The organism is Vibrio sp. 10N.286.51.C3 (assembly GCF_003050065.1).
In the GTDB taxonomy this organism is placed as follows: Bacteria; Pseudomonadota; Gammaproteobacteria; order Enterobacterales; family Vibrionaceae; genus Vibrio; species Vibrio crassostreae.
The window spans coordinates 136522-156249 of record NZ_PIGC01000006.1; the positions used below are offsets into that span (position 1 = coordinate 136522).

General features: G+C 44.7%; 18 protein-coding genes and 1 pseudogene. 7 read left to right on the top strand and 12 right to left on the bottom strand.

Annotated elements, in window-relative coordinates:
• Nucleotides 1-2 precede the first annotated feature (2 nt).
• From CWO27_RS08480 to CWO27_RS08510, 6 genes are all read right to left on the bottom strand, one after another.
• Nucleotides 3-554 (bottom strand): F0F1 ATP synthase subunit delta, encoded by a 552-nt coding sequence (locus CWO27_RS08480; RefSeq protein ID WP_048608584.1) that lies wholly within the window; start codon nt 552-554, stop codon nt 3-5.
• A gap of 11 nt (nt 555-565) precedes the next feature.
• Nucleotides 566-1036, bottom strand: a complete 471-nt coding sequence (locus CWO27_RS08485; protein WP_017060839.1) for a F0F1 ATP synthase subunit B — start codon at nt 1034-1036, stop codon at nt 566-568.
• Between the two features lie 54 nt (nt 1037-1090).
• Entirely contained in the window at nt 1091-1327 is a 237-nt protein-coding gene (atpE, locus tag CWO27_RS08490; protein ID WP_004730405.1) for a F0F1 ATP synthase subunit C, read from the bottom strand.
• A 45-nt stretch (nt 1328-1372) separates the two neighbouring features.
• The gene (gene atpB, locus CWO27_RS08495) at nt 1373-2143 is read right to left on the bottom strand and encodes a F0F1 ATP synthase subunit A (RefSeq protein ID WP_107898840.1); all 771 of its coding nucleotides are present in this window, start codon (nt 2141-2143) and stop codon (nt 1373-1375) included.
• Nucleotide 2144: 1 nt separating this feature from the next.
• On the bottom strand, nt 2145-2546 hold the full coding sequence (locus tag CWO27_RS08500) for an ATP synthase subunit I (RefSeq protein ID WP_048608582.1): 402 nt from the start codon (nt 2544-2546) through the stop codon (nt 2145-2147).
• 720 nt (nt 2547-3266) lie between these two features.
• Nucleotides 3267-4148: a LysR family transcriptional regulator gene (locus tag CWO27_RS08510; RefSeq protein ID WP_048608581.1), complete on the bottom strand. Its 882-nt coding sequence runs from the start codon at nt 4146-4148 to the stop codon at nt 3267-3269.
• A gap of 157 nt (nt 4149-4305) precedes the next feature.
• Here CWO27_RS08510 and CWO27_RS08515 point away from each other — a divergent pair, with 157 nt between their 5' ends.
• From CWO27_RS08515 to CWO27_RS08550, 7 genes and pseudogenes are all read left to right on the top strand, one after another.
• The gene (locus CWO27_RS08515) at nt 4306-4704 is read left to right on the top strand and encodes a RidA family protein (RefSeq protein ID WP_004730412.1); all 399 of its coding nucleotides are present in this window, start codon (nt 4306-4308) and stop codon (nt 4702-4704) included.
• Between the two features lie 199 nt (nt 4705-4903).
• On the top strand, nt 4904-6364 hold the full coding sequence (locus CWO27_RS08520) for an aldehyde dehydrogenase family protein (RefSeq protein ID WP_048668871.1): 1461 nt from the start codon (nt 4904-4906) through the stop codon (nt 6362-6364).
• Between the two features lie 182 nt (nt 6365-6546).
• Nucleotides 6547-7542, top strand: a complete 996-nt coding sequence (locus CWO27_RS08525) for a membrane dipeptidase (protein ID WP_017060833.1) — start codon at nt 6547-6549, stop codon at nt 7540-7542.
• Nucleotides 7543-7772: 230 nt separating this feature from the next.
• Nucleotides 7773-9368, top strand: a complete 1596-nt coding sequence (locus CWO27_RS08535; protein ID WP_048660322.1) for a BCCT family transporter — start codon at nt 7773-7775, stop codon at nt 9366-9368.
• Between the two features lie 223 nt (nt 9369-9591).
• Nucleotides 9592-11393 (top strand): annotated as a pseudogene (locus CWO27_RS08540) (hypothetical protein).
• A complete protein-coding gene (locus tag CWO27_RS08545; protein WP_102479657.1) occupies nt 11390-12127 on the top strand; it encodes a DUF3726 domain-containing protein in 738 nt (245 codons plus the stop codon). The pseudogene CWO27_RS08540 and the gene CWO27_RS08545 overlap by 4 nt, the downstream one beginning before the upstream one ends.
• A gap of 383 nt (nt 12128-12510) precedes the next feature.
• Complete coding sequence (locus CWO27_RS08550) at nt 12511-13803, top strand: alpha/beta fold hydrolase (protein ID WP_107898841.1); 1293 nt, start codon at nt 12511-12513, stop codon at nt 13801-13803.
• A gap of 196 nt (nt 13804-13999) precedes the next feature.
• Here CWO27_RS08550 and CWO27_RS08555 read toward each other — a convergent pair whose 3' ends face one another.
• The 6 genes from CWO27_RS08555 to CWO27_RS08580 all read right to left on the bottom strand — a co-directional run bounded on the left by CWO27_RS08555 (nt 14000) and on the right by CWO27_RS08580 (nt 19506).
• Nucleotides 14000-14182 carry a hypothetical protein gene (locus CWO27_RS08555; RefSeq protein WP_004730424.1) on the bottom strand — a complete coding sequence of 61 codons (183 nt, stop codon included), beginning with the start codon at nt 14180-14182 and terminating at the stop codon, nt 14000-14002.
• 268 nt (nt 14183-14450) lie between these two features.
• Nucleotides 14451-14678, bottom strand: coding sequence for a PAS factor family protein (locus CWO27_RS08560; RefSeq protein ID WP_004730426.1), 228 nt, complete (start codon nt 14676-14678; stop codon nt 14451-14453).
• 223 nt (nt 14679-14901) lie between these two features.
• Nucleotides 14902-17058 (bottom strand): cytochrome c, encoded by a 2157-nt coding sequence (locus CWO27_RS08565; RefSeq protein WP_102479655.1) that lies wholly within the window; start codon nt 17056-17058, stop codon nt 14902-14904.
• Nucleotides 17055-17669 carry a cbb3-type cytochrome c oxidase subunit II gene (locus CWO27_RS08570; RefSeq protein ID WP_122080839.1) on the bottom strand — a complete coding sequence of 205 codons (615 nt, stop codon included), beginning with the start codon at nt 17667-17669 and terminating at the stop codon, nt 17055-17057. The genes CWO27_RS08565 and CWO27_RS08570 overlap by 4 nt, the downstream gene beginning before the upstream one ends.
• On the bottom strand, nt 17670-19094 hold the full coding sequence (gene ccoN / locus CWO27_RS08575) for a cytochrome-c oxidase, cbb3-type subunit I (protein ID WP_102479653.1): 1425 nt from the start codon (nt 19092-19094) through the stop codon (nt 17670-17672).
• 37 nt (nt 19095-19131) lie between these two features.
• Entirely contained in the window at nt 19132-19506 is a 375-nt protein-coding gene (locus CWO27_RS08580; RefSeq protein ID WP_048660315.1) for a c-type cytochrome, read from the bottom strand.
• Between the last annotated feature and the right edge of the window lie 222 nt (nt 19507-19728).

Consider the following 19728-nt stretch of genomic DNA (forward strand, 5'->3'; position numbering starts at 1 on the left):
ACCTATCTCGCGTGAAGTTGATGAGCCAATCGGTCAATTGATGTGTTTAAAGAACCATCGATAACGGTTTCACCCGCTTTGATGACCATTCCACCTACTAACGTGTCATCAATAACCTGCTTCATTTCAACCTGACGCTCTAATTTCTTCTCAAGTGCAGCTGTTAATGACGTAACTTGATCCTGTGTCAGCATTTCAGAACTGGTGACAGTGACAGGCACTACACGTTCATGTTCGTCCTTTAGCTCGCAGAACAATTCAAACAGATCTCTTACAACAGATAGACGGCCGTTCTCGGCCAAGACTCGAATAAGATTAATGACGTGGTCATCAACGAGTCCTTGGCAAATATGAATGATGAGGTTTGCCAGCTCTTCCGTTTGGTGTGTAGAAGCCCCTTCAGCTGAAGAAATCTGACTAGCGATCGTTTCTTCTTCCGCGACAGCTACAAGAATGGACAGCATTGAGTGCCACTCTTGTAACTGGTTTTCACCTAAAGCAAATTCAAACGATGCTTTGGCGTAGGGATGAGCAATATTGGTGTAATCTGACATATTGCCTCTCCTTAGAGTTCGCTAATCATTTGGTCAACTAGCGCTCGGTTCGTTGCGGAATCTAGGTTTTTGCTAATCAGTTTCTGTGCACTTTGAATCACTGCGTCTGCCATATCCGCCTGAAGTTCACGGCGTATCTTTTGGCGTTCGCCTTCTAGCTCAGCTCTACCTTGTTCTAAGATGCGTGCCTTTTCTTGCTCGGCTTCTTGTTGCGCTAAGCTGATGATTTCATTGCGGCGTTTTCGGCCTTGTTCAACCAGTTCAGTCACATCTTTTCTTGCATCTTCGATGAGTTGCGCGCCATTTGATTTTGCTAGTTCTAGCTCTTTCGCAGCGTTCTCTGAGTGGCGTAAACCATCAGCGATTTCTTTTTGGCGCTCGTCTAACATCGCGGTGAGAGGGGGCCATACATATTTCATGCACAGCCAAACAAAAATCACGAATGAGATTGCTTGTCCAAACATGCTTGCATTTAAGTTCATACCTTCCTCACTAAATCTTGATTATGTATAAATCGATCTTTCAAAGCGGTTTGATTAAGCCACGGCGAAGATGATGTATAGACCGATACCAACACCGATCATCGGTACCGCATCCACAAGACCCATCATGATGAAGAATTGAGTACGAAGCATTGGAGTAAGGTCTGGTTGACGCGCAACACCTTCAAGGTATTTACCTGCTAAGTTACCAATACCAGATGCTGCACCTGCTGCACCTAAACCGATCAGTAATGCACCTGCTACATATAAAACTGCGCTTACGATATCCATTTGTATCTCCGAAAATAATTTGTTAGTTAATTTTTTAGTTATTAATTAGTGGTGTTCTTCTGTTGCCATTCCTAAATAAACAACGGTCAGTACCATAAATATAAATGCTTGTAAGAATACGATTAATATGTGGAATAAGGCCCAAGGTACACTCAGTGCCCACTGCATCCACCAAGGCATTAGTGCAATAAGGATGAATATCATCTCGCCTGCATACATATTTCCGAATAATCGTAAGCCTAGTGATATTGGCTTTGAAATTAATGTTATTAATTCAAGAACTAAGTTAACAGGATATAAAAGAGGGTTATCAAATGGCTGAGTAGTTAGCTCTTTGATAAAGCCTTTAAAACCTTTATTTTTAAATGTATAGGTTAACAGTAGAATAAACACACCGAGTGCCATCGACATTGGTATATTTACGTCTGCCGTTGGTAGGTCTCTAAAGTGCTCTAGACCCACAGCTCGAGTTAACCCCGGGATTAAATCAATGGGTAATAGGTCGACTGCATTCATTAACAGCACCCAAACAAAAGTGGTTAATGCCAGTGGTCCTATTAATTTATCTTCCGCTTGAAAAATCTCTTTGACGAGATTATTGACGAAGTCAAAGACAAGCTCGATAAAACATTGAAAACGACCTGGAACGCCGCTAGTGCCACGAGTGGCTACATACCGAAATGCACCGATGAAAAGTAAACCTGTAATCCAAGATACCAACATCGAGTCAATGTTAAACGCCCAGAAACCATCACCTGTAGTTAAGAAGGTTAAGTGATGCTCTATGTATTCGTGAGCGGTAGTTACTTGATCCATACTACGCGTACTCCGATCTATTAGAGGCGGTAATAAACGGTGTTAAGAAGTATCCAACCATAGTAAAGATGTACGCATATAATATTACTGGGTTATCCAATTTGAAAAACTGGAACGCCAAGATAAACATTAAAAACGTATATGTTATTTTTACGACACGACTCATTTGCATTAAGTCACGTAAACTATAATTAGGATTCTTACGCACCTTTAGGCTTGCATATATAAATCCAAACAGCGGTGGCAACATCGCAATTACGATGCCCAAAGCTGATGATTCCATATCTACTTTATTACCAAAAAACACTTCATATAAAACTACACCGATGGCTAATACTATTTGGCAGAGAACAACTCTTTTAGCGGCAACAAGGATGTCGCTACTAATCCCATTAAGCCTCATAATAAAACCTTATGTTAAACAGTGTAAGTTAATATAAAACACAGTTTAAATTTAACTTGTTACTACATTTCACTTGTTAATAACACTTGATTTGCTTTAAAGAAAAACCCTTGCTGGTTTTATATCTCCTGACGAAATTAAACGAATTAAGCTAATTCGCTATCGTTTCGACAAAATATAAATTACGCCTAAAATTATGTGATCAAAACGACAAATATCGATATCAATAATTCCATTTTTGAAAGATATATTTTTCATTTATGAAAGTAATAGTTTTATTACTTTATTCATGAATATTTAAGATGCTTTATCCTCATGAAAAAGAGGGGCTTTTTAGGAGGGTTCAGCGAGCGAAATTATCAATTTATGATCTTATCAATTAAGACTATTCAAACACTTAGGTTCATTTTCAAGTTGAACTGCGAAGTGTGGTTTTGGCCATGGTTACGCTTGTTTGAGCCAATGATGGAAGAGCTCTTTGTTCTGGGAAATTAAACGTACGTCGCTCCTTATCAATAAGCGAATAATTTTTATATTGTTGTCAGCTTGTCACTATTTGCGTGCGAGAGAGTGAAAATTCAGCGCCTAAATGTTGATGATATAGGAGTGAAGTGGGGGGATTGGGTTTATGAGAAGCATGGTGCGGAGAAGAAACACCGAGTTTTGAGGAAGTAAATGGCAGCAAAACGCTGCCTAATTTACTTAATCTAGGCTCAGTTATTACTCTTCATAACTGAGGTATTGAATACATAAGTCATGGAAAGCCTGTGCTTGTGGTGAGATCGTACGATCAGACAATCTGAAAATACCAATTTGTCGTTGCAAGGGCGGGTCAATTAACGGAATCCACACCAAGCGGGTTTCATTCGTTGGGAAAGCCAGCTTAGGTAGCGTGGTCACGCCTATCCCGAGCTCTAACACCGAAAACAGCGAGGTAATGTTCTCGACTGAGTATAGGGCTTGTTCGCTGAGCATGCGCGCAGGCGTTGGGTCTAGTAGGGTGCAAGTCCCGTTGCGAATGAAGGGCTGTTTTAACAAAGTTTGCCATTCGATTCCTTCCCGTTGAGAGGCAATAGGGTTGTCTTTGAGGCACACCACACCGATAGGATCAGAAAGTAAAGGCGTGAAGTCGATGCTCTCTTCTTCTAAATGGGAGCTATTGCCGAGGGCAACATCCACCTCGCCAGAGAGTAACCTTGCTTCTACACCTGCCGCATTATCATCAATCAAACTCACTTCTACATTAGGGTACTGCTCACAAAAAGCCCCTAAAACACTGGGGATTAGTTTTGCGGCTACCGAAGGCACGCTCGCTATTCGAACTCTTCCTTGTTGTCCTGCTGCCGCTGCGCGTAGGTCATTATCTAATGCTTTGTAAACATTCAGAAATTGAATGATCTTGGGCAAGCATATTTCTCCAAAAGGCGTCAGGGTTGATTTGTTGCCTGTTTCAAACAGTGGCTGACCAAGTATTTTTTCTAGCTCTTTTATTGACGTAGAAAGTGCCGCTTGCGAGCGATTGGCGCGGTGAGATGCTGCTCGAAATCCGCCTTCTTCGACCACTAAAACAAAATGTTTTAACTGTTGTAGCTTAATACTCATGGCACTGATCCTTCTCTAGCCCTTGCTATACCTTACTTTTCACAAGGTGATAGATTTTATTTATCAAATGCACAAAATTTACCGTTAGATTTATCATTCGTCAAGGTGCAGTATTTAACCATCTTGAAACATAGTTGTTACAAAGTTGGATGGAATCGTGAACGCACAAACTAAAAAACACCCAGTAAAAACCGAGCTTTTCGCCTCAAAAGCACCACTAGAGTGGGCAATCGTTAATAACGGCACTCTATACACAGCGCAGATTCCAATTGATGAAACTGGCGCAGTAGTAGAGGGCGGTATTGAAGCGCAAACGCGTCAGACTTTTAACAACCTTGTTCATACATTGGAGTGTGCTGGCGAATCTATGGATTCAGTGCTGCAAGTTCTGATCTACGTGACAGACCGTGAATACCTAAAAACGGTAAACAGCGTATACGGAGAATACTTCAATGCACCTTATCCAAACCGTGCTGCGGTCGTCGTTGCAGGGTTAGCAAGAGAAGAAATGTTGGTTGAGTTCGTGGTTTATGCATCAGCATCTCAACCTGAATAATTCGACTGTGAACTAAGGCTATTTGCGGATCAAAACTCTTTTGAATTAAAGCGGTTTATTGATACAAGCGGTCGGGTTCATTTCAGATACAAAATGTACGACTTATTTTAGCAATTAATTACCTGAATATTAACAGTTTATTAATTAACCAAATGGTTGCCAGACTCAACCGCAACCTAACCGTTACAAGGACAGAATGATGACTCAATTACAGAATGTTCAAGCAGAAAGCGCACTTTACATTGGCGGCGAATGGCAAGCTGGTGTAAGCACCGTTGCGAACATTAACCCATCAGATATTTCTGAAAACATCGGTAACTTTGCACAAGCAAGCGCAGAGCAAGTTCAACAAGCGATTTCAGCGGCAAAACACGCTCAACCAGAGTGGGAAAAAACGCCGATTGAACGCAAGCAAGCGGTACTTCAAGCGATTGGTGATGAGCTGATTGCACGTTGTGATGAACTAGGCACACTACTTTCGCGTGAAGAGGGTAAGCCTTTTGCTGAAGGTCGTGGTGAGATTTACCGTGCAGGACAGTTCTTCCAATACTTTGCGGCTGAAGTGCTTCGTCAAATTGGTGACAACGCGGACTCAGTACGCCCTGGCGTTTCTGTTGAAGTGACTCGTGAAGCGGTTGGTGTTATCGGCATCATCTCTCCTTGGAACTTCCCGACAGCAACGGCTGCTTGGAAAATCGCTCCAGCACTGGCTTTCGGTAACAGCGTTATCTGGAAACCAGCAAACCTAACACCAGCAAGTGCGGTTGCGCTTACTGAGATAATCCACCGTCAAGGTATCCCTGCAGGTACGTTCAACCTTGTTTTGGGTAGCGGTTCAACAGTGGGTGATGCACTGATCAACTCTAAAGAAGTGAACGGTGTGAGCTTTACTGGTTCGGTTGATACGGGTCGTAAAGTAGCAGCCGCTACCGCACCAAACTTCGTTCGTTGCCAACTAGAAATGGGCAGTAAGAACGCACTTGTGGTTGCTGACGATGCTGATATCCAAACAGCAGTTGATGCAACTATCGCAGGTTCATTCTCTGGCGCAGGTCAAAAATGTACAGCATCTTCTCGTCTAGTGGTTATGGACGGCATTCACGACCAATACGTTGAAGCACTGATTAAGCGTATGAGCGAGCTGAAAGTGGGTCACGCACTAGAAGAAGGCGTGTTCATGGGGCCGGTAGTTGACGGTAACCAACTTGAAGCAAACCTAGGCTGGGTTGAGAAAGCGCGTCAAAGCGGCGGTGAGCTGGCATTTGGTGGTGAACGCTTGAGCATGCAACACGAAGGTTTTTACATGTCTCCAACGCTGTTCTTAAACACTAAGAACGATTGGGAAGTGAACCAAGAGGAAGTGTTCGCACCAATGGCAAGCGTGATTCGTGTGGCTGACCTAGAAGAAGCTATCGCGACGACCAACGATACTCGCTTTGGTCTAACAGGCGGCATCATTACTCAGAGCCTACGTACTAGCGCAATGTTCAAGCAACAAGCGCAAACAGGTTGTGTGATGGTGAACCTACCAACAGCAGGCACGGATTACCACGTACCGTTTGGCGGCCGTAAAGAGTCTAGCTTCGGTCCTCGTGAGCAAGGTCAATACGCGAAAGAGTTCTACACAGTGGTTAAGACGGCTTACCAGCGTCCTTACTAGATAGATCTCTATTAATTGACGTTCTATTAATGAAAAGTGGCCTGATTCACAGAGTCAGGCCAACATTCAAACCAAAACAGCAAACGAACTTAGACAAGTGATTTAACCCATTTTTGAAAACATGTTACTTGAGCGTGTTTTCAAAACCGAGCTAGAACACTGAGCTTTCAATAGGAGTGGTTATGTACCAGCAACGGATTGTTATAGATGGATTGCAATACTGCAATTGGAATAGAGAATACTTCCAAACACTAAAGGCGAGCGGCATTACAGCAGTTCACGCTACCGCGGTTTACCATGAGACAGCTCGTGAAACCTTATCTCGCTTTGCAGAGTGGAACTTAAGATTCGAGCAGAACGCAGACCTTATTATGCCGATTCACTCAATGGCTGATGTTGAGACTGCAAAAGCGACCGGTAAAGTCGGTATTTTCCTTGGTGCTCAAAACTGTTCTCCAATCGACGATGAGATCGGTCTTATCGAAGTGATGCGTAAGCAAGGTCTTTTGATCATGCAACTGACGTACAACAACCAGAGCTTACTGGCGACAGGTTGCTACGAGAAGAACGACACTGGTATTACTCGCTTTGGTAAACAAGCCATCGAAGAGATGAACCGAGTGGGCATGATCATCGATATGTCTCACAGTGCCGAGCGCTCAACACTTGAAGCGATTGACTTGTCTTCTCGTCCTATTTGTATCAGTCACGCGAACCCGACGTTCGCTCATGATGCATTACGAAACAAATCAAACGATGTGATTAAAGCCCTAACCGCACGCGGTGGCTTAATCGGATTCAGCTTATACCCATTCCACCTACCAAATGGCAGCCAATGTACATTGGAAGACTTTTGCCAGATGGTTGCGACTACCGCTGACATGGTCGGCGTAGAGCACCTTGGTATTGGCAGTGACCTATGCTTAAACCAACCTCAAGCCGTTCTTGAGTGGATGAGAAATGGTCGTTGGTCTAAAGCTATGGACTACGGTGAAGGCTCTGCGAACAACTCAGGTTGGCCAGATGCGTTGCCTTGGTTCTGTGGTAGTGCGGGTATGGAAAATATTTATAACGGATTGATGCGTCATGGTTTCAGCGAGTCTGAAGCTGGGCAAGTCTTGGGAGAAAACTGGTTTAACTTCTTGAAAGATGGCCTAGAGCCTCAAACCAAGGGTTAACGATTTCTCGCAAGCCATCATCGAATTAGCAGCCTTCTAACAAACGTTCAATTAGCAAGTGCTGCTTAAACCAATTTCACTATTCAAAAGGAACAACGGTCTATTTCGCAACGCGGTAACCTAAACATGGATTAGCCTGCCCAACACAAAAAACAATAGGGCAGGTGTTAAATACACCCTTGTAGTCATCATTCAAATGACAGCTGCAAAGAAACCTCTGGAGTCAGAGTATGTCTGATTTAACCAATAGCGTGAAATCTTCAAGCTTAAATGCGGGTCAAGCACACACAACAAGCAACACAAACGGGTCTGAGTCTACATCAGATAAATTAGGTCTATCCAACCCAGCACTTTGGTACAGCGGCGGCTTTATCGCTCTGTTCGTGGCACTTGCTCTATTTGATGGCGAGCTGTTATCAAGCCTAGTAAACGCTGGCTTTGCATGGTCTGTTAAAGTATTCGGTCCTTACTGGCAAATGCTTCTTCTTCTGACTTTTCTTATTGGTCTTGGCCTCGCGGCAGGGCGAACAGGCAAGGTTATCCTAGGCGGCATCGCTAAACCTGAAATGGATGGTTTCCGTTGGATGGCGATCATCTTCTGTACGCTACTGGCAGGCGGCGGCGTATTTTGGGCAGCAGCAGAGCCTATTGCTCACTACGTTAGCCCGCCACCATTGTACGGCGCACAAGAAAACGCACAGCAAGGCGCGGTGAATGCGTTATCGCAATCCTTCATGCACTGGGGTTTCTTAGCATGGGCTATCGTCGGCAGCTTAACGTCTATCGTGGTTATGCACCTTCACTACGACAAAGGCTTGCCGCTTAAACCTCGTATTTTGCTTTACCCAGTATTGGGTGAGCGTGCACTGAAAGGCCACACAGGCGCATTGATTGATGCATGTTGTATTGTCGCAGTAGCGGCGGGCACCATCGGTCCTATCGGCTTCTTAGGCTTGCAAGTGAGCTACGCACTGAACGCACTGTTTGATATTCCAGATGGTTTCACAACACAGCTAATCATCATTCTGTTCGCAATCGTTTTATACACATTATCGGCATTAAGTGGTCTTAACCGCGGGATGCAAATGCTAAGCCGTTACAACGTAATTTTGGCAATGGCATTGATGGTCTACATCCTGATCTTTGGTCCAACGAACTTTATCTTCAATGGCTACATTCAAGGTGTAGGCAGCATGATTGATAACTTCATCCCAATGGCGACTTACCGTGGTGACGAAGGTTGGTTGAGCTGGTGGACAGTATTCTTCTGGGGCTGGTTTCTAGGTTACGGCCCAATGATGGCAATCTTCATCGCTCGTATCTCACGCGGTCGTAGTATACGCCAATTGGTATCAACCATTAGCCTTATCGCACCGTTTGTTACTTGCTTCTGGTTCACGATTGTTGGTGGCTCTGGTCTTGCGTTCGAAATCGCAGATCCGGGTAGCGTAAGTAAGGCATTTGAAGGCTTTAACTTACCAGGCGCACTACTAGCTGTGACTCAGCAATTACCAATGCCAATGCTGATATCTATTTTGTTCTTGATCTTAACAACGATCTTCATCGTAACGACTGGTGACTCAATGACTTACACCATCAGTGTAGTTATCAGTGGTGAGACAGAACCCAATGCAATTATTCGTACCTTCTGGGGTGTGATGATGGGGGTAACAGCGTTAATTCTGATTTCCCTAGGTTCTGGCGGTATTTCAGCGCTGCAATCCTTCATTGTTATCACCGCGGTACCGGTTTCCTTAATCTTGCTGCCATCACTTTGGAACGCGCCTCAAATCGCAATCAAGATGGCAAAAGAGCAGGGGCTGTAATAATAAGGCTCTGTAAGAAACTGATTAAATAAGAACAAATCAGCCTTTGAAAGAAGGCTGATGCAAAATTCCGAAAGGAACAAAAAACCGTACTGGTGAAGATACATCGGGCGGCACGTATTTAGGTCAATTGATCTAGTCAGGACAAAATAATAAGGGGTGAGCTCGCTTGCCCCAAATAACGTGAAAGCTAACCAACACACTGTAAAAACGAATGCTTCAAATGATGGCAACGATCGGTTCTGAATGGCTAGCAAAATCCTATAACTATAAGGTGGTGAGCAAATGGATGCACATCGTTCTACCTACACTGAATCAGCACTACGTGACGCGACTGTCGTCATGGCACCGGAAAGGCTAGGTGCAATGCACCAAACACGTATCAGCTTCGTTAGAACTCTGATTCGTAAAATGGCTCAGCAAGAATGGAAAGTGACGAAACATGAGTGGCAATTAGACGCTCAAGGTTTTGGTCATGTTATCTATAAGCTTGCGACGCCAAACCATGTTTATCATTTGGTTGTTTTCTGCGATGAGATTGCAGATGACGAACGAAATGACCGTGTAATTGCTGAAAAGTGGGACGTAACGTTTGCGCTTGTTCTTGGTGATGTTGATGTCGCCCTACTTGAAAGACTTCGTGCGAACGTACCGCTTCAAGAAGCAGGCCGTAATCCAAATAACGTGCTTGTGTTGGCGCGTGCAAACAAAAGTGTACGTGTGTTTGAACACATCGTGAGTCACTTGGCTAAAGGTGTTCAACCAACGCCAAAAGAGCTGGCTGAAGTGGGTTACATCCTGCGAACGACAGCGGTATACGGTAATGGCAAATTTGGCATTGCTGACTTTAAAATCTTAGAGAAAAATGAAGATTTTAATCAGTCGTTTAGTGCGCAAATGTGTGCGGTTTATATGCTGCGTGAGTTCAGCCTAGATTGGGTTCATTACCTAGCCGAGCAACAGGGCGGTGAACAAGCGATTACCTTGCATAGAGGATTACAGCGTTACCTTGGTGTTGGTAATGCGACTGGTTTAGGCATGGCGCCATACCTTATTAACCACCCGAGTATTGTCGATCAGTGGATGACAACACGTGAGCATGCATTGGCTGACGTGTTAGCTAGTCACACGGATACAGCACTGATTGAACCGTTACGCGCTTTGATGAACAAAGCTGTGTGTCATTTAGAACAAGTCGTTACCATCAATGAAAACCAGCAAGAGTTGAACAAAGTAGCGGTTGATGAATTAAAACACGCAGAGCAATCGCTAGAAGTGTTTGTCAGCCAATGTGATACGTGGGCGCAGTTAGTTGAACAATCTAAGCACATGAGTATGGAAGCCCAAGAAATCCTTATCTCATGCTTGATGGAATTGTACCCAGAATTAGTGGACGCCCATCAAGAGCAAATGAATAGCAGCGAAACACTGTCGCTTCCAAGTGGTAAAAAGATTCAAGACCTTTTGGTTGTGTTAGAAGAAAAGTACCGTTGGGCTATCACGACCGACTTTACTAAAGCCGAAAACAACTACTGGTTCTGGTACCGCTCTCGAGATAAAGAAGAACCAAGACTCGGTGTTCGAGGTGAAGAGCTAGGCGAAGAGCGTGAACTGCCGTTGGATATAGGCCGTCAAGCTTACCGTTTGTACCATGCTTTATTGCAGTTTGCGCCAGAGCTTTCATTGGCTGAGTTCCTTGTTAAGCAGCCACAGCATCGTGCTATTGCACGTCGTGTATGGACGCTAGGCAACAAAGCGATGGGCGACATTCAAATGAATGTGCTGCACCAAGATTCGCCACCAATGCACTTACTGCGTTGCAAGCTTGCGATGTTTGGTGCGACTAAGTTTGATCCTCGCTCAGACCGTTGGGTACGAGTGACGTTTTTCCAAGGTGCGCCACTGCTTGATGAAATTCATCAGGACGAATGGGTGTTCCCAGTATTACCAAGTGAAGCGGAGCTCGCTGATTCACAAAAAGCTACTACACATATCAATGCTCAACATGGAGGTAAATCGTTATGATCGTTTCTCACAATGAACTGGTAGCGGCCGTCAATAAAGCCTTTCTGGGTATGCGCCGTACATGTGGTGAAGCCGATGTGATAGCGAACATGGTGGCAGATTTACAAATGGTGGGGTTGGATGGTGTTCGTCATTTTAACAATGCGAGCAACTTCATTGGGTTAGAAGACGATTGCCCAGTGGACATTCAAGTGCTTAGTGATAACACGGTTGAAGTTGACCTGCACAAGGCAAGTTTAGCGTGCCACCTACCTGTGGTGATGGATTACGCGATTGAAAAAATGGTCGGCAAGAAGACGCTGAAAATTGAGTTAAACAACTGTCATAACCGCTGGCTAGCGTACAGCGAGCTTGTGAAACTGGCGGCGAAGGGCATCGCGTGTACTGCACGTTGGGATAATGGCTCCAACCCTAAGAGCACTTTGTATGTGCTTAACCGTGGTTGCGTTGCACCAGAATTGTTTTTATCAGATTTGCCTCTGGCATCGGACGATCATATCCACAATATGACCATCGAGCTTTCCGTCCAGGATTTCGATATCGAACGTTTGTCAGATGGCTACCAAACACACATTGAATCGGAAGCGCTTTTTAAAACTCAAGAGAAGGCGTGGTACGAGGGCATTGAAGTTGACGATGGAGAGTGGGGCGCGTTGAAAGAAACGGCCACGGCGATCCTTGTTGAAAACAGCCAACGTTCAATTCAAGGTGCAGGTGAGCTAGAAGCTTCTTAGCTTTATTTTATAGAGCTTTAGTTTATAGATATTTAGCTTATAGAAACTGAGCCTATAAATCCTGAGCTTATTGAATTTATAAACCTCATTTACAACAGATAAAACCAAAGAGCTTAACGTATCCTCACCTCGTTAAGCTCTTTTTATTTGTGTTCTACTTTTGTTCTTCCTCTCAATAGGTCACACCTTAAACTCTCTGTTTTGACACAAGTTGTTACGCGTTGAAGGTAAATTAAGCGATTAGATGAAGAACCTTCACAATCATGTTAAACAAACGGTTTCTTTTACAAGCCACTATGCGTATCTTGCTAACTAAAGGTGCCAACAGGCGCCGTTTTTATTCGTACCAATGACTTTAGAATCAGATAAAAAAGGAATGAAGCGTGCAAGCTAACTTTATTGATGGAACCACCCTGTATCGTCAGCACTCTTTTGAGTTGCCACTCGATTATCAAGCAAAAGATGGACAACAGATCCAAGTCTTCGCACGTGAGCTGGTTGATCTTGCTAAAGATGCGCAACAACTGCCGTGGTTGATCTACTTTCAAGGTGGACCGGGCTTCCCGTCGCCACGAGTCAGCGGTCAATCAGGTTGGCTAAAGCGTGCATTGCAAAACTACCGTGTTCTGCTTCTTGACCAACGTGGTACAGGCAATAGCACGGTGATCAGCCACGAAACCTTGGCTCATTTGTCTCCTGAACAACAAGCTGAATACCTATCGCATTTCAGAGCAGACAACATCGTGCGCGACGCGGAAGCGATTCGTGAGCAGTTCGGTGTTAAACAATGGTCGACGATTGGCCAGAGCTTTGGTGGTTTCTGTACACTTAGCTACTTGTCGCTGTTCCCACAAAGCTTACAGCGTTGTTATGTCACGGGCGGTATTCCGTCTATCGAGCGCGAAGCTGATGATGTGTATCGAGCAACCTACAAGCGTGTAGAAGACAAAAACAGAGCCTTCTTTGCTCAGTTCCCACAAGCGCAAGCTATGTGTCGTGAGATCTCTGATTACCTGCTTAACAACGACGTGAGACTGCCAAACGGTCAGGTGTTTACGGTTGAACAGTTCCAATTGATTGGTATTAACCTTGGTGGCGGTGAAGCAAACCTTCCTATGTACTTCACACTAGAGAGTGCGTTTGTTGAAGTGAACGGTAACAAGCAGCTGAGCTACAGCTTCCTAAACCAAATGCAGCAAGAGCAGGGCTACCTAACAAACCCTATTTACGCGATTCTGCATGAATCGATTTACTGCCAAGGCACAGCGTCTAACTGGTCGGCACATCGCGTGCGTGAGCAGTATCCGCATTTCAACTATCAATCGGGCAGTGAATTCTGGTTTACTGGCGAAATGGTTTATCCATGGATGTTCGACCAATTAGAAACACTGAAGCCACTGCGTGAAGCGGCGAACATGCTGGCTGAAAAGTCGGACTGGGGCACTTTGTACAACGCAGAACAGCTAAGTAAGAATACGGTTCCAATGGCGTGTGCGGTTTACGCGGATGACATGTACGTTGAGTTGGATTACAGCCGTGAAACACTGGCGAATATTCCAAATTCGAAAGCGTGGATTACTAGTGAATATGAACACAATGGTTTGCGAGTGGACGGCGAAAGAATTGTCGATAAGTTAATTACAATGGTTGATTCGTTAGAAAACTTGCCAAAATAATCAAATTCTCTGCGTAGGTTATCTACGTTAGAAGTTATCTAAGTTAGAAACAAGGCACGCCAGAAACAAGAAAACGCTGCATCCGTGCAGCGTTTTTTTTATGTCATCAAACTCTGTTTTTACTTTGTATCGTATTGATTACTAAAGCGAGTAAAACAGAGAATTTAAGAACCGGGAGGGATAGTTCCTAAACTCATTATGGTTGGATGACGATATCTTGATTTTCAGTAGTCGATAAGCTGGCGCGGTTCTGTTCGATGAGCTGCGCCGCATAAGAGGGAGTCACAGCTTGAATTTCGCCTTTTGAACGAATCGTTAGTGCTTCCCACGCATGGTCACGATATTTGCCTGTTTGTGTATATTCAATAAGTACTCTCATGATTCTTCCATCCGATGTGTGGTTAACGTGCTACTAACATTAGCGCCATTATTGAGGTTACACACCTGTTAAAAATGGAACATAAGATTAACCAAATGAGAATGCGAGCAACTTGAAAATTGCAGCGACTTGGACTTATTGTAAAGAGCCATACATACTTATCGTAAACAGCTGCATTTATCGTTAATAGCCGTACTTATTGTAAATAGCGTGTATAAAAAAACGCTGCACAATGGCAGCGTTAAAATGGAGATAGGTTGAAGCTAGATTAGCTGTTTTCTAAACCAACAATCTTGCGTGCAGACATGACTGCACTATCCAAATCGGTCAATCTACCAGCACTCGCTGGACCTAGAACTGATGAATACAAAGCCAACTGCTTCTCAAATGATAAATCTAATTGGTTATATAGATTTTGGCGGATTTGAGCGTGTTGCTGTGGCTTTGCGCTCGACAGGCCTTCCAACGTATCGTAGATGAGTGTAGTTGTATCCATATCTGTCCTTCGTACATCTTTGAAAAATTTTGAACATTATGCACTTGGTGTCATCTTTGTTCTGCGAGATTGATCGCATTATGTGCAGATCTGCTTAATTGTGTAATTAGTTAGTTATAATTGTGTTGTCTGACGCCACTGCGTACAAGAGGACCGAAAATGAAAAGGAGGCACATTGGCCTCCTTTGGTTTATTGCAATTCACTGTCTAAATGATATGTCCGCTATCGGATGTTGATGGTGTTATCTCTGCGGTCATACATGTCCGGTGTGGTATGTAAGCCACCTGCGTAACCTGCAGCTTCAAGTGTTTCTCTTACCTCACGAACATGCTCTGCGGTGACTGGTTCTTGCCTGTCTCCAAGATGCAATCGCACGAAGGTAATCAACTCAGCCAGTCTCTGATCCGACAATACATCTTCAAAACTTGCCATCGGCATGAAGTTTCTATCCTTGTCGAGATAGGTGGGTTGTAGGCCACGTACGGTTACCGCAATGGTGTTGAATGGGTCGCTGTGCATGATAATACCGTTATTCAATAGAGTAGGGGCGATAGGGTCGCGACCCTTACCATCATCACCATGACACGCCCCACAGGTTTGACGATACGTGGTGTAGATTTCAGCTGCGTAAGACTCTTCATCAAAGCCTTGAGGCTGTAACGGCACGGCATCGCTGCTAATGGTGTTGTTGATATCACCGCTCAGCAAGTAGTAGGACATAGACTCAATATCTTCACGCGTCATCAAGCTTAGGCTGTTTTTCACTACATCAGCCATACCCGCAAAAGCCGTACCTTTGTCTGAGTGACCTGTGTGTAAGAAATCGGTGAGTATTTTCTCATCCCAGCCGTCGATATACAGCTCATTTGCGGTGATGTCAGGTGCGTTCCAACCGTCGATTAAGTTACCTTGGAAAATACGTTCTGGTATCAGTGCTTGGGCAATGTTTCGTGGCGTATGGCACTCCGAACAGTGACCAAGTCCTGCGACCCAATATTTGCCTTGTTGCCACTTATCGACATCCTCAATTTCTCCTTTAAGTTCCTCTGGTACTTCGTAATCAATAGGGTCGGTATCCATGAATACGATGTTCCAGCCAAGCAAACCTAAGCGAATATTGGATGGAAACATCATGCTGTTGTCATCATTGCGTCGTGGCACGGCGGTGATTGACTGCATGTATTCCCATAAATCGACCATGTCTTGATCGGTGAGGTATTGATAAGAGGTGTAAGGCATTGCAGGATACAAGTAACCGTTCTTACCTTTACCCGCAACTAACGCGGCTCGGAAATCATCGAAGTCATAAGTCCCGATACCTTCGGTGGTGTGTGGGGTTATGTTGGTTGAATACACGGTGCCGAAAGGTGTCACGAACGGTAAGCCGCCAGCAAAGGGTTCACCACCTTCTGCACTGTGACAAGCCACACAGTCACCGGCATAAGCGAGATATTCTCCGCGCTCAACAGATGATGCTTTCAAACTCGCGAGCCTTTGTTGCTCTACTTCACCAGCGCGTCGGATATAAGCCCCAAGCGCGAGTATTTCGTTCTCGCTGAGCTGATCATCAAACGCAGGCATTAGATTATTCAAACCGTAATTGATGGTGTGCTGAATCTCTTCAATACTGCCCCCGTGTAGCCAAGTATCATCGGAAAGGTCGGGTACTCCAATCGCTGGGTTGGCGACCGTACCATCGGCATGGCAAGACGAACAATATTTGGCGAATAAGGTCTTACCGAGTTCGACCTTAACCTCAGGCACATCGGTATGACGCTGGTTAAGAGACGCTAGATAGTAAGATACCTTTGCCACTTCATCCGGGCGCATGATTTCGCTCCAACCTGGCATCGCACCATTTCGCCCTTTGGCAATGGAATGGATCACAGCCTCATCACTACCGCCATATAACCAATCTTGGTCGATAAGGTTAGGGAAGTGTTTCTGGCCTTGTGCATTGTCTCGGTGACACGCCGCACAGTGAGTTTGGAATAGTATCTGACCGCTGTTCACGATCTCAGGAACTGCAGCTAATCCCTCTAACGTGGTTTCACTGGTTTGTGCAAATTGCTCATTGAGAGTGGTGGATGGTGAACTGAGCTTGTCATCGCTCTGCTCCCAATCGACTAAGCCTTTCCACTCACCAAGCCCAGGGTAGAGCACCAAGTAGCCTGCAGAGAGTAAGAAGGCTACCGCATAACTGACAAACAGCAGTTTAGGTGGCGGCGCGTCTTTCTCTTCAATGCCATCAAAGGTGCCAATGGTGTGGTCGTGATCGGCCTTGTGATTGCTACGCCAGTATTTAACGACAACAGACACCATCAGAACAAAGAAAATTAAGGTTAATAATACCGCCCATAGATTCCAAAATGTGCTCATTGTGATACCTCCTGTGACGTATCTTTACCAAGGCTTTGAAGGTAACGAATTAGCGCTTCACCTTTGGTTTTGCCTCTTACTTGCAATCTCGCATCGCCAATCTCTTTGTCGGTATAAGGTACACCCAGCGTGCGCAAGGCTTCCATTTTGGCGCTGATATCATCTCCAGTCAGAGTTTGCTCAAACAGCCACGGGTAAGAGGGCATGATAGAGGTAGGGACAACTCTGCGAGGGTTCACGAGGTGAATGACATGCCATTGGTCAGAATACTTTCTACCTAAATTGGTTAAGTCTGGGCCTGTACGCTTTGAACCCCATAAGTTTGGAAACTCATAGATATCATCCGCTTCTTTATTCGGGCGACCATTACGTTTAACTTCTGGTTCTAGAGGGCGAACCATCTGAGTGTGACAAACATGACAGCCTTCGCTGATGTAGATATCTCGACCTGCTAACTCAATAGGTGTCAGAGGTATCGCTAAGCTGCCCTTGGCAATATCATCTCCACGGACAATGCTTGGTACTACCCAAACTAATAAAGAGAAGGAGGCGACAACAACGGTGGTCAAAATTAAAATGACGATTGAATGTGTAAAGTCTTTACTCATCACTTAAGCCCCCTCACTAATGGTGTGTTTAGCGTCATGTACGGTTGGCATACGAACCGTTTTGTACAAGTTGAATGCCATTAAGAACAATCCAAGTACAAACAGCGCACCGCCAAAGAAACGCATGAATAGCCAAGGTGCTTTAAAGTCCATAGCTTCTACAAAACTGTAAATCAGTTCGCCATTTTCATTTTGAGCGAGCCACATATAACCCTCACCGATGCCTGCGATCCAAAGTGCTATTGCATAGATGGCGACGCCAGCATGAGCGAGCCAAAAGTGCCATTTAATCAGTCGTCGCGACCAAAGGTCGGTTTGGCCCCATAAGCGTGGAATGAAATAGTAAAAAACCGCTATCCCTGACATCCCAACCCATCCAAGAGCTGCGGAATGTACGTGTCCTATGATCCACTCGGTGTTGTGTGCCACCATGTTGAACCAACGAATGGCAAGCAGTGGACCTTCGAATGTCGCCAAACAGTAGTAAAGAATCGCTGAGAAAAAGAATAAAAGAATGTAGTCGGATTTCAGCTTTTCCTTGTTTTGTAAAAGGGTCATTGCGCTATTGAACGCACCGGCCCAAGAAGGGAGCCATAGGATTAATGACATCACGATACCGATGTTCTGAATCCATATAGGAACGGAAGAATAAACTAAATGGTGCGTTCCGGCCCATGTGTAGAAGCCAACCAAGCCCCAGAAATGGATCACAGACAAACGGTACGAATAGATAGGTCGATCCGCCGCTTTGGGTATGAAATAGTAATTCATACCAATCACACCAGCGGTCAGTAAGAAACCGACGGCATTATGTCCCCACCACCACTGAACAATTGCATCTTGAGCCCCAGCAAATACAGAGTAGGACTTCATCGCCAACACTGGTATCGCGAGGTTGTTGACGATGAAAATCATGGCAACGACGATAATGAAAGCAGCAAAGAACCAGTTTGCCACAAAGATATGGCTGACCTTCCGCTTAGCAAGGGTGCCAAAGAACAACACCGCATAAAGCACCCAAACCAGCACAATCATTAAGTCGATTGGCCATTCAAGCTCCGCATACTCTTTTGAAGTAGTGTGGCCTGCGGGTAAGGAAATGACTGCAAGCAACAGGATGAATTGCCAGCCCCAAAATACCATCCATGAAAGGCTTTTATTGAACAAGTCACAATGGCCCGTTCGTTGGGCAATGTACAATGAGGTCCCCATCAAGATATTCACGACGAAGCCGTAAATCACTCCTGATGTATGTAGCGGACGCAGTCGACCAAACTGGAAGTATTGAGAATCAAAGTTTAAGACTGGCCAATATAATTGCGCGGCGAGAATCACGCCGATGATCATACCTACAATCGCCCACACTAAGGATGCGACGATGAAGTACTTCACGACCTTAATGCTGTATTGCGTTGTCACTTGTTCCATAACAAGGCTCCTTGCCTAGGGGTTTTGAACCGCTGACTTAATTTGAATCGCCGATTTCGCTCGAATCGTTACCAAGCATTGAATAGAAATAGGAAATGTCGCGGATATCTTGGTCTGAGAGCGTGTCGGCTTGTTGCTGCATGAGAATCGCTAAACCACTGGTTCTTTCTCGAGTCTGGTAATCTTTCAGTGAAGAGATTAGGTAACCCACTTTTTGGCCGCGAAGGTTGGGGTAAGGGTCTTGTGTAGAAATACCATCAACGCCATGACAGGTCATACACACTTTGGCTTTTTGCTTACCTAATTCGAATTGCTCTTGATCAACTTCAGCAGAAACAGGAAACATGACCAGCGTCATTACTAAGGTAGAAAGTGTCGTCATGGGGTTAAATTTTCGCTTGTATAAACTCATTATCGATTCCCTTGATTATGAAGTGAGTAAGCTTTCTAAGAGCGACGCTCGATATCGGCTGGCGTAATATGAAGCGACAGATACCAGATAAACAGGCTCTTAAAACTGCTTACGTTCGATTAAAGGTTATGCAGCGACAGGCATTCTCGCTACTTGCTGACTCATTTTTATTGTCAATTTTATTGGTCACTACGTATTCAGTGGCTGGATTGGATTACTCAA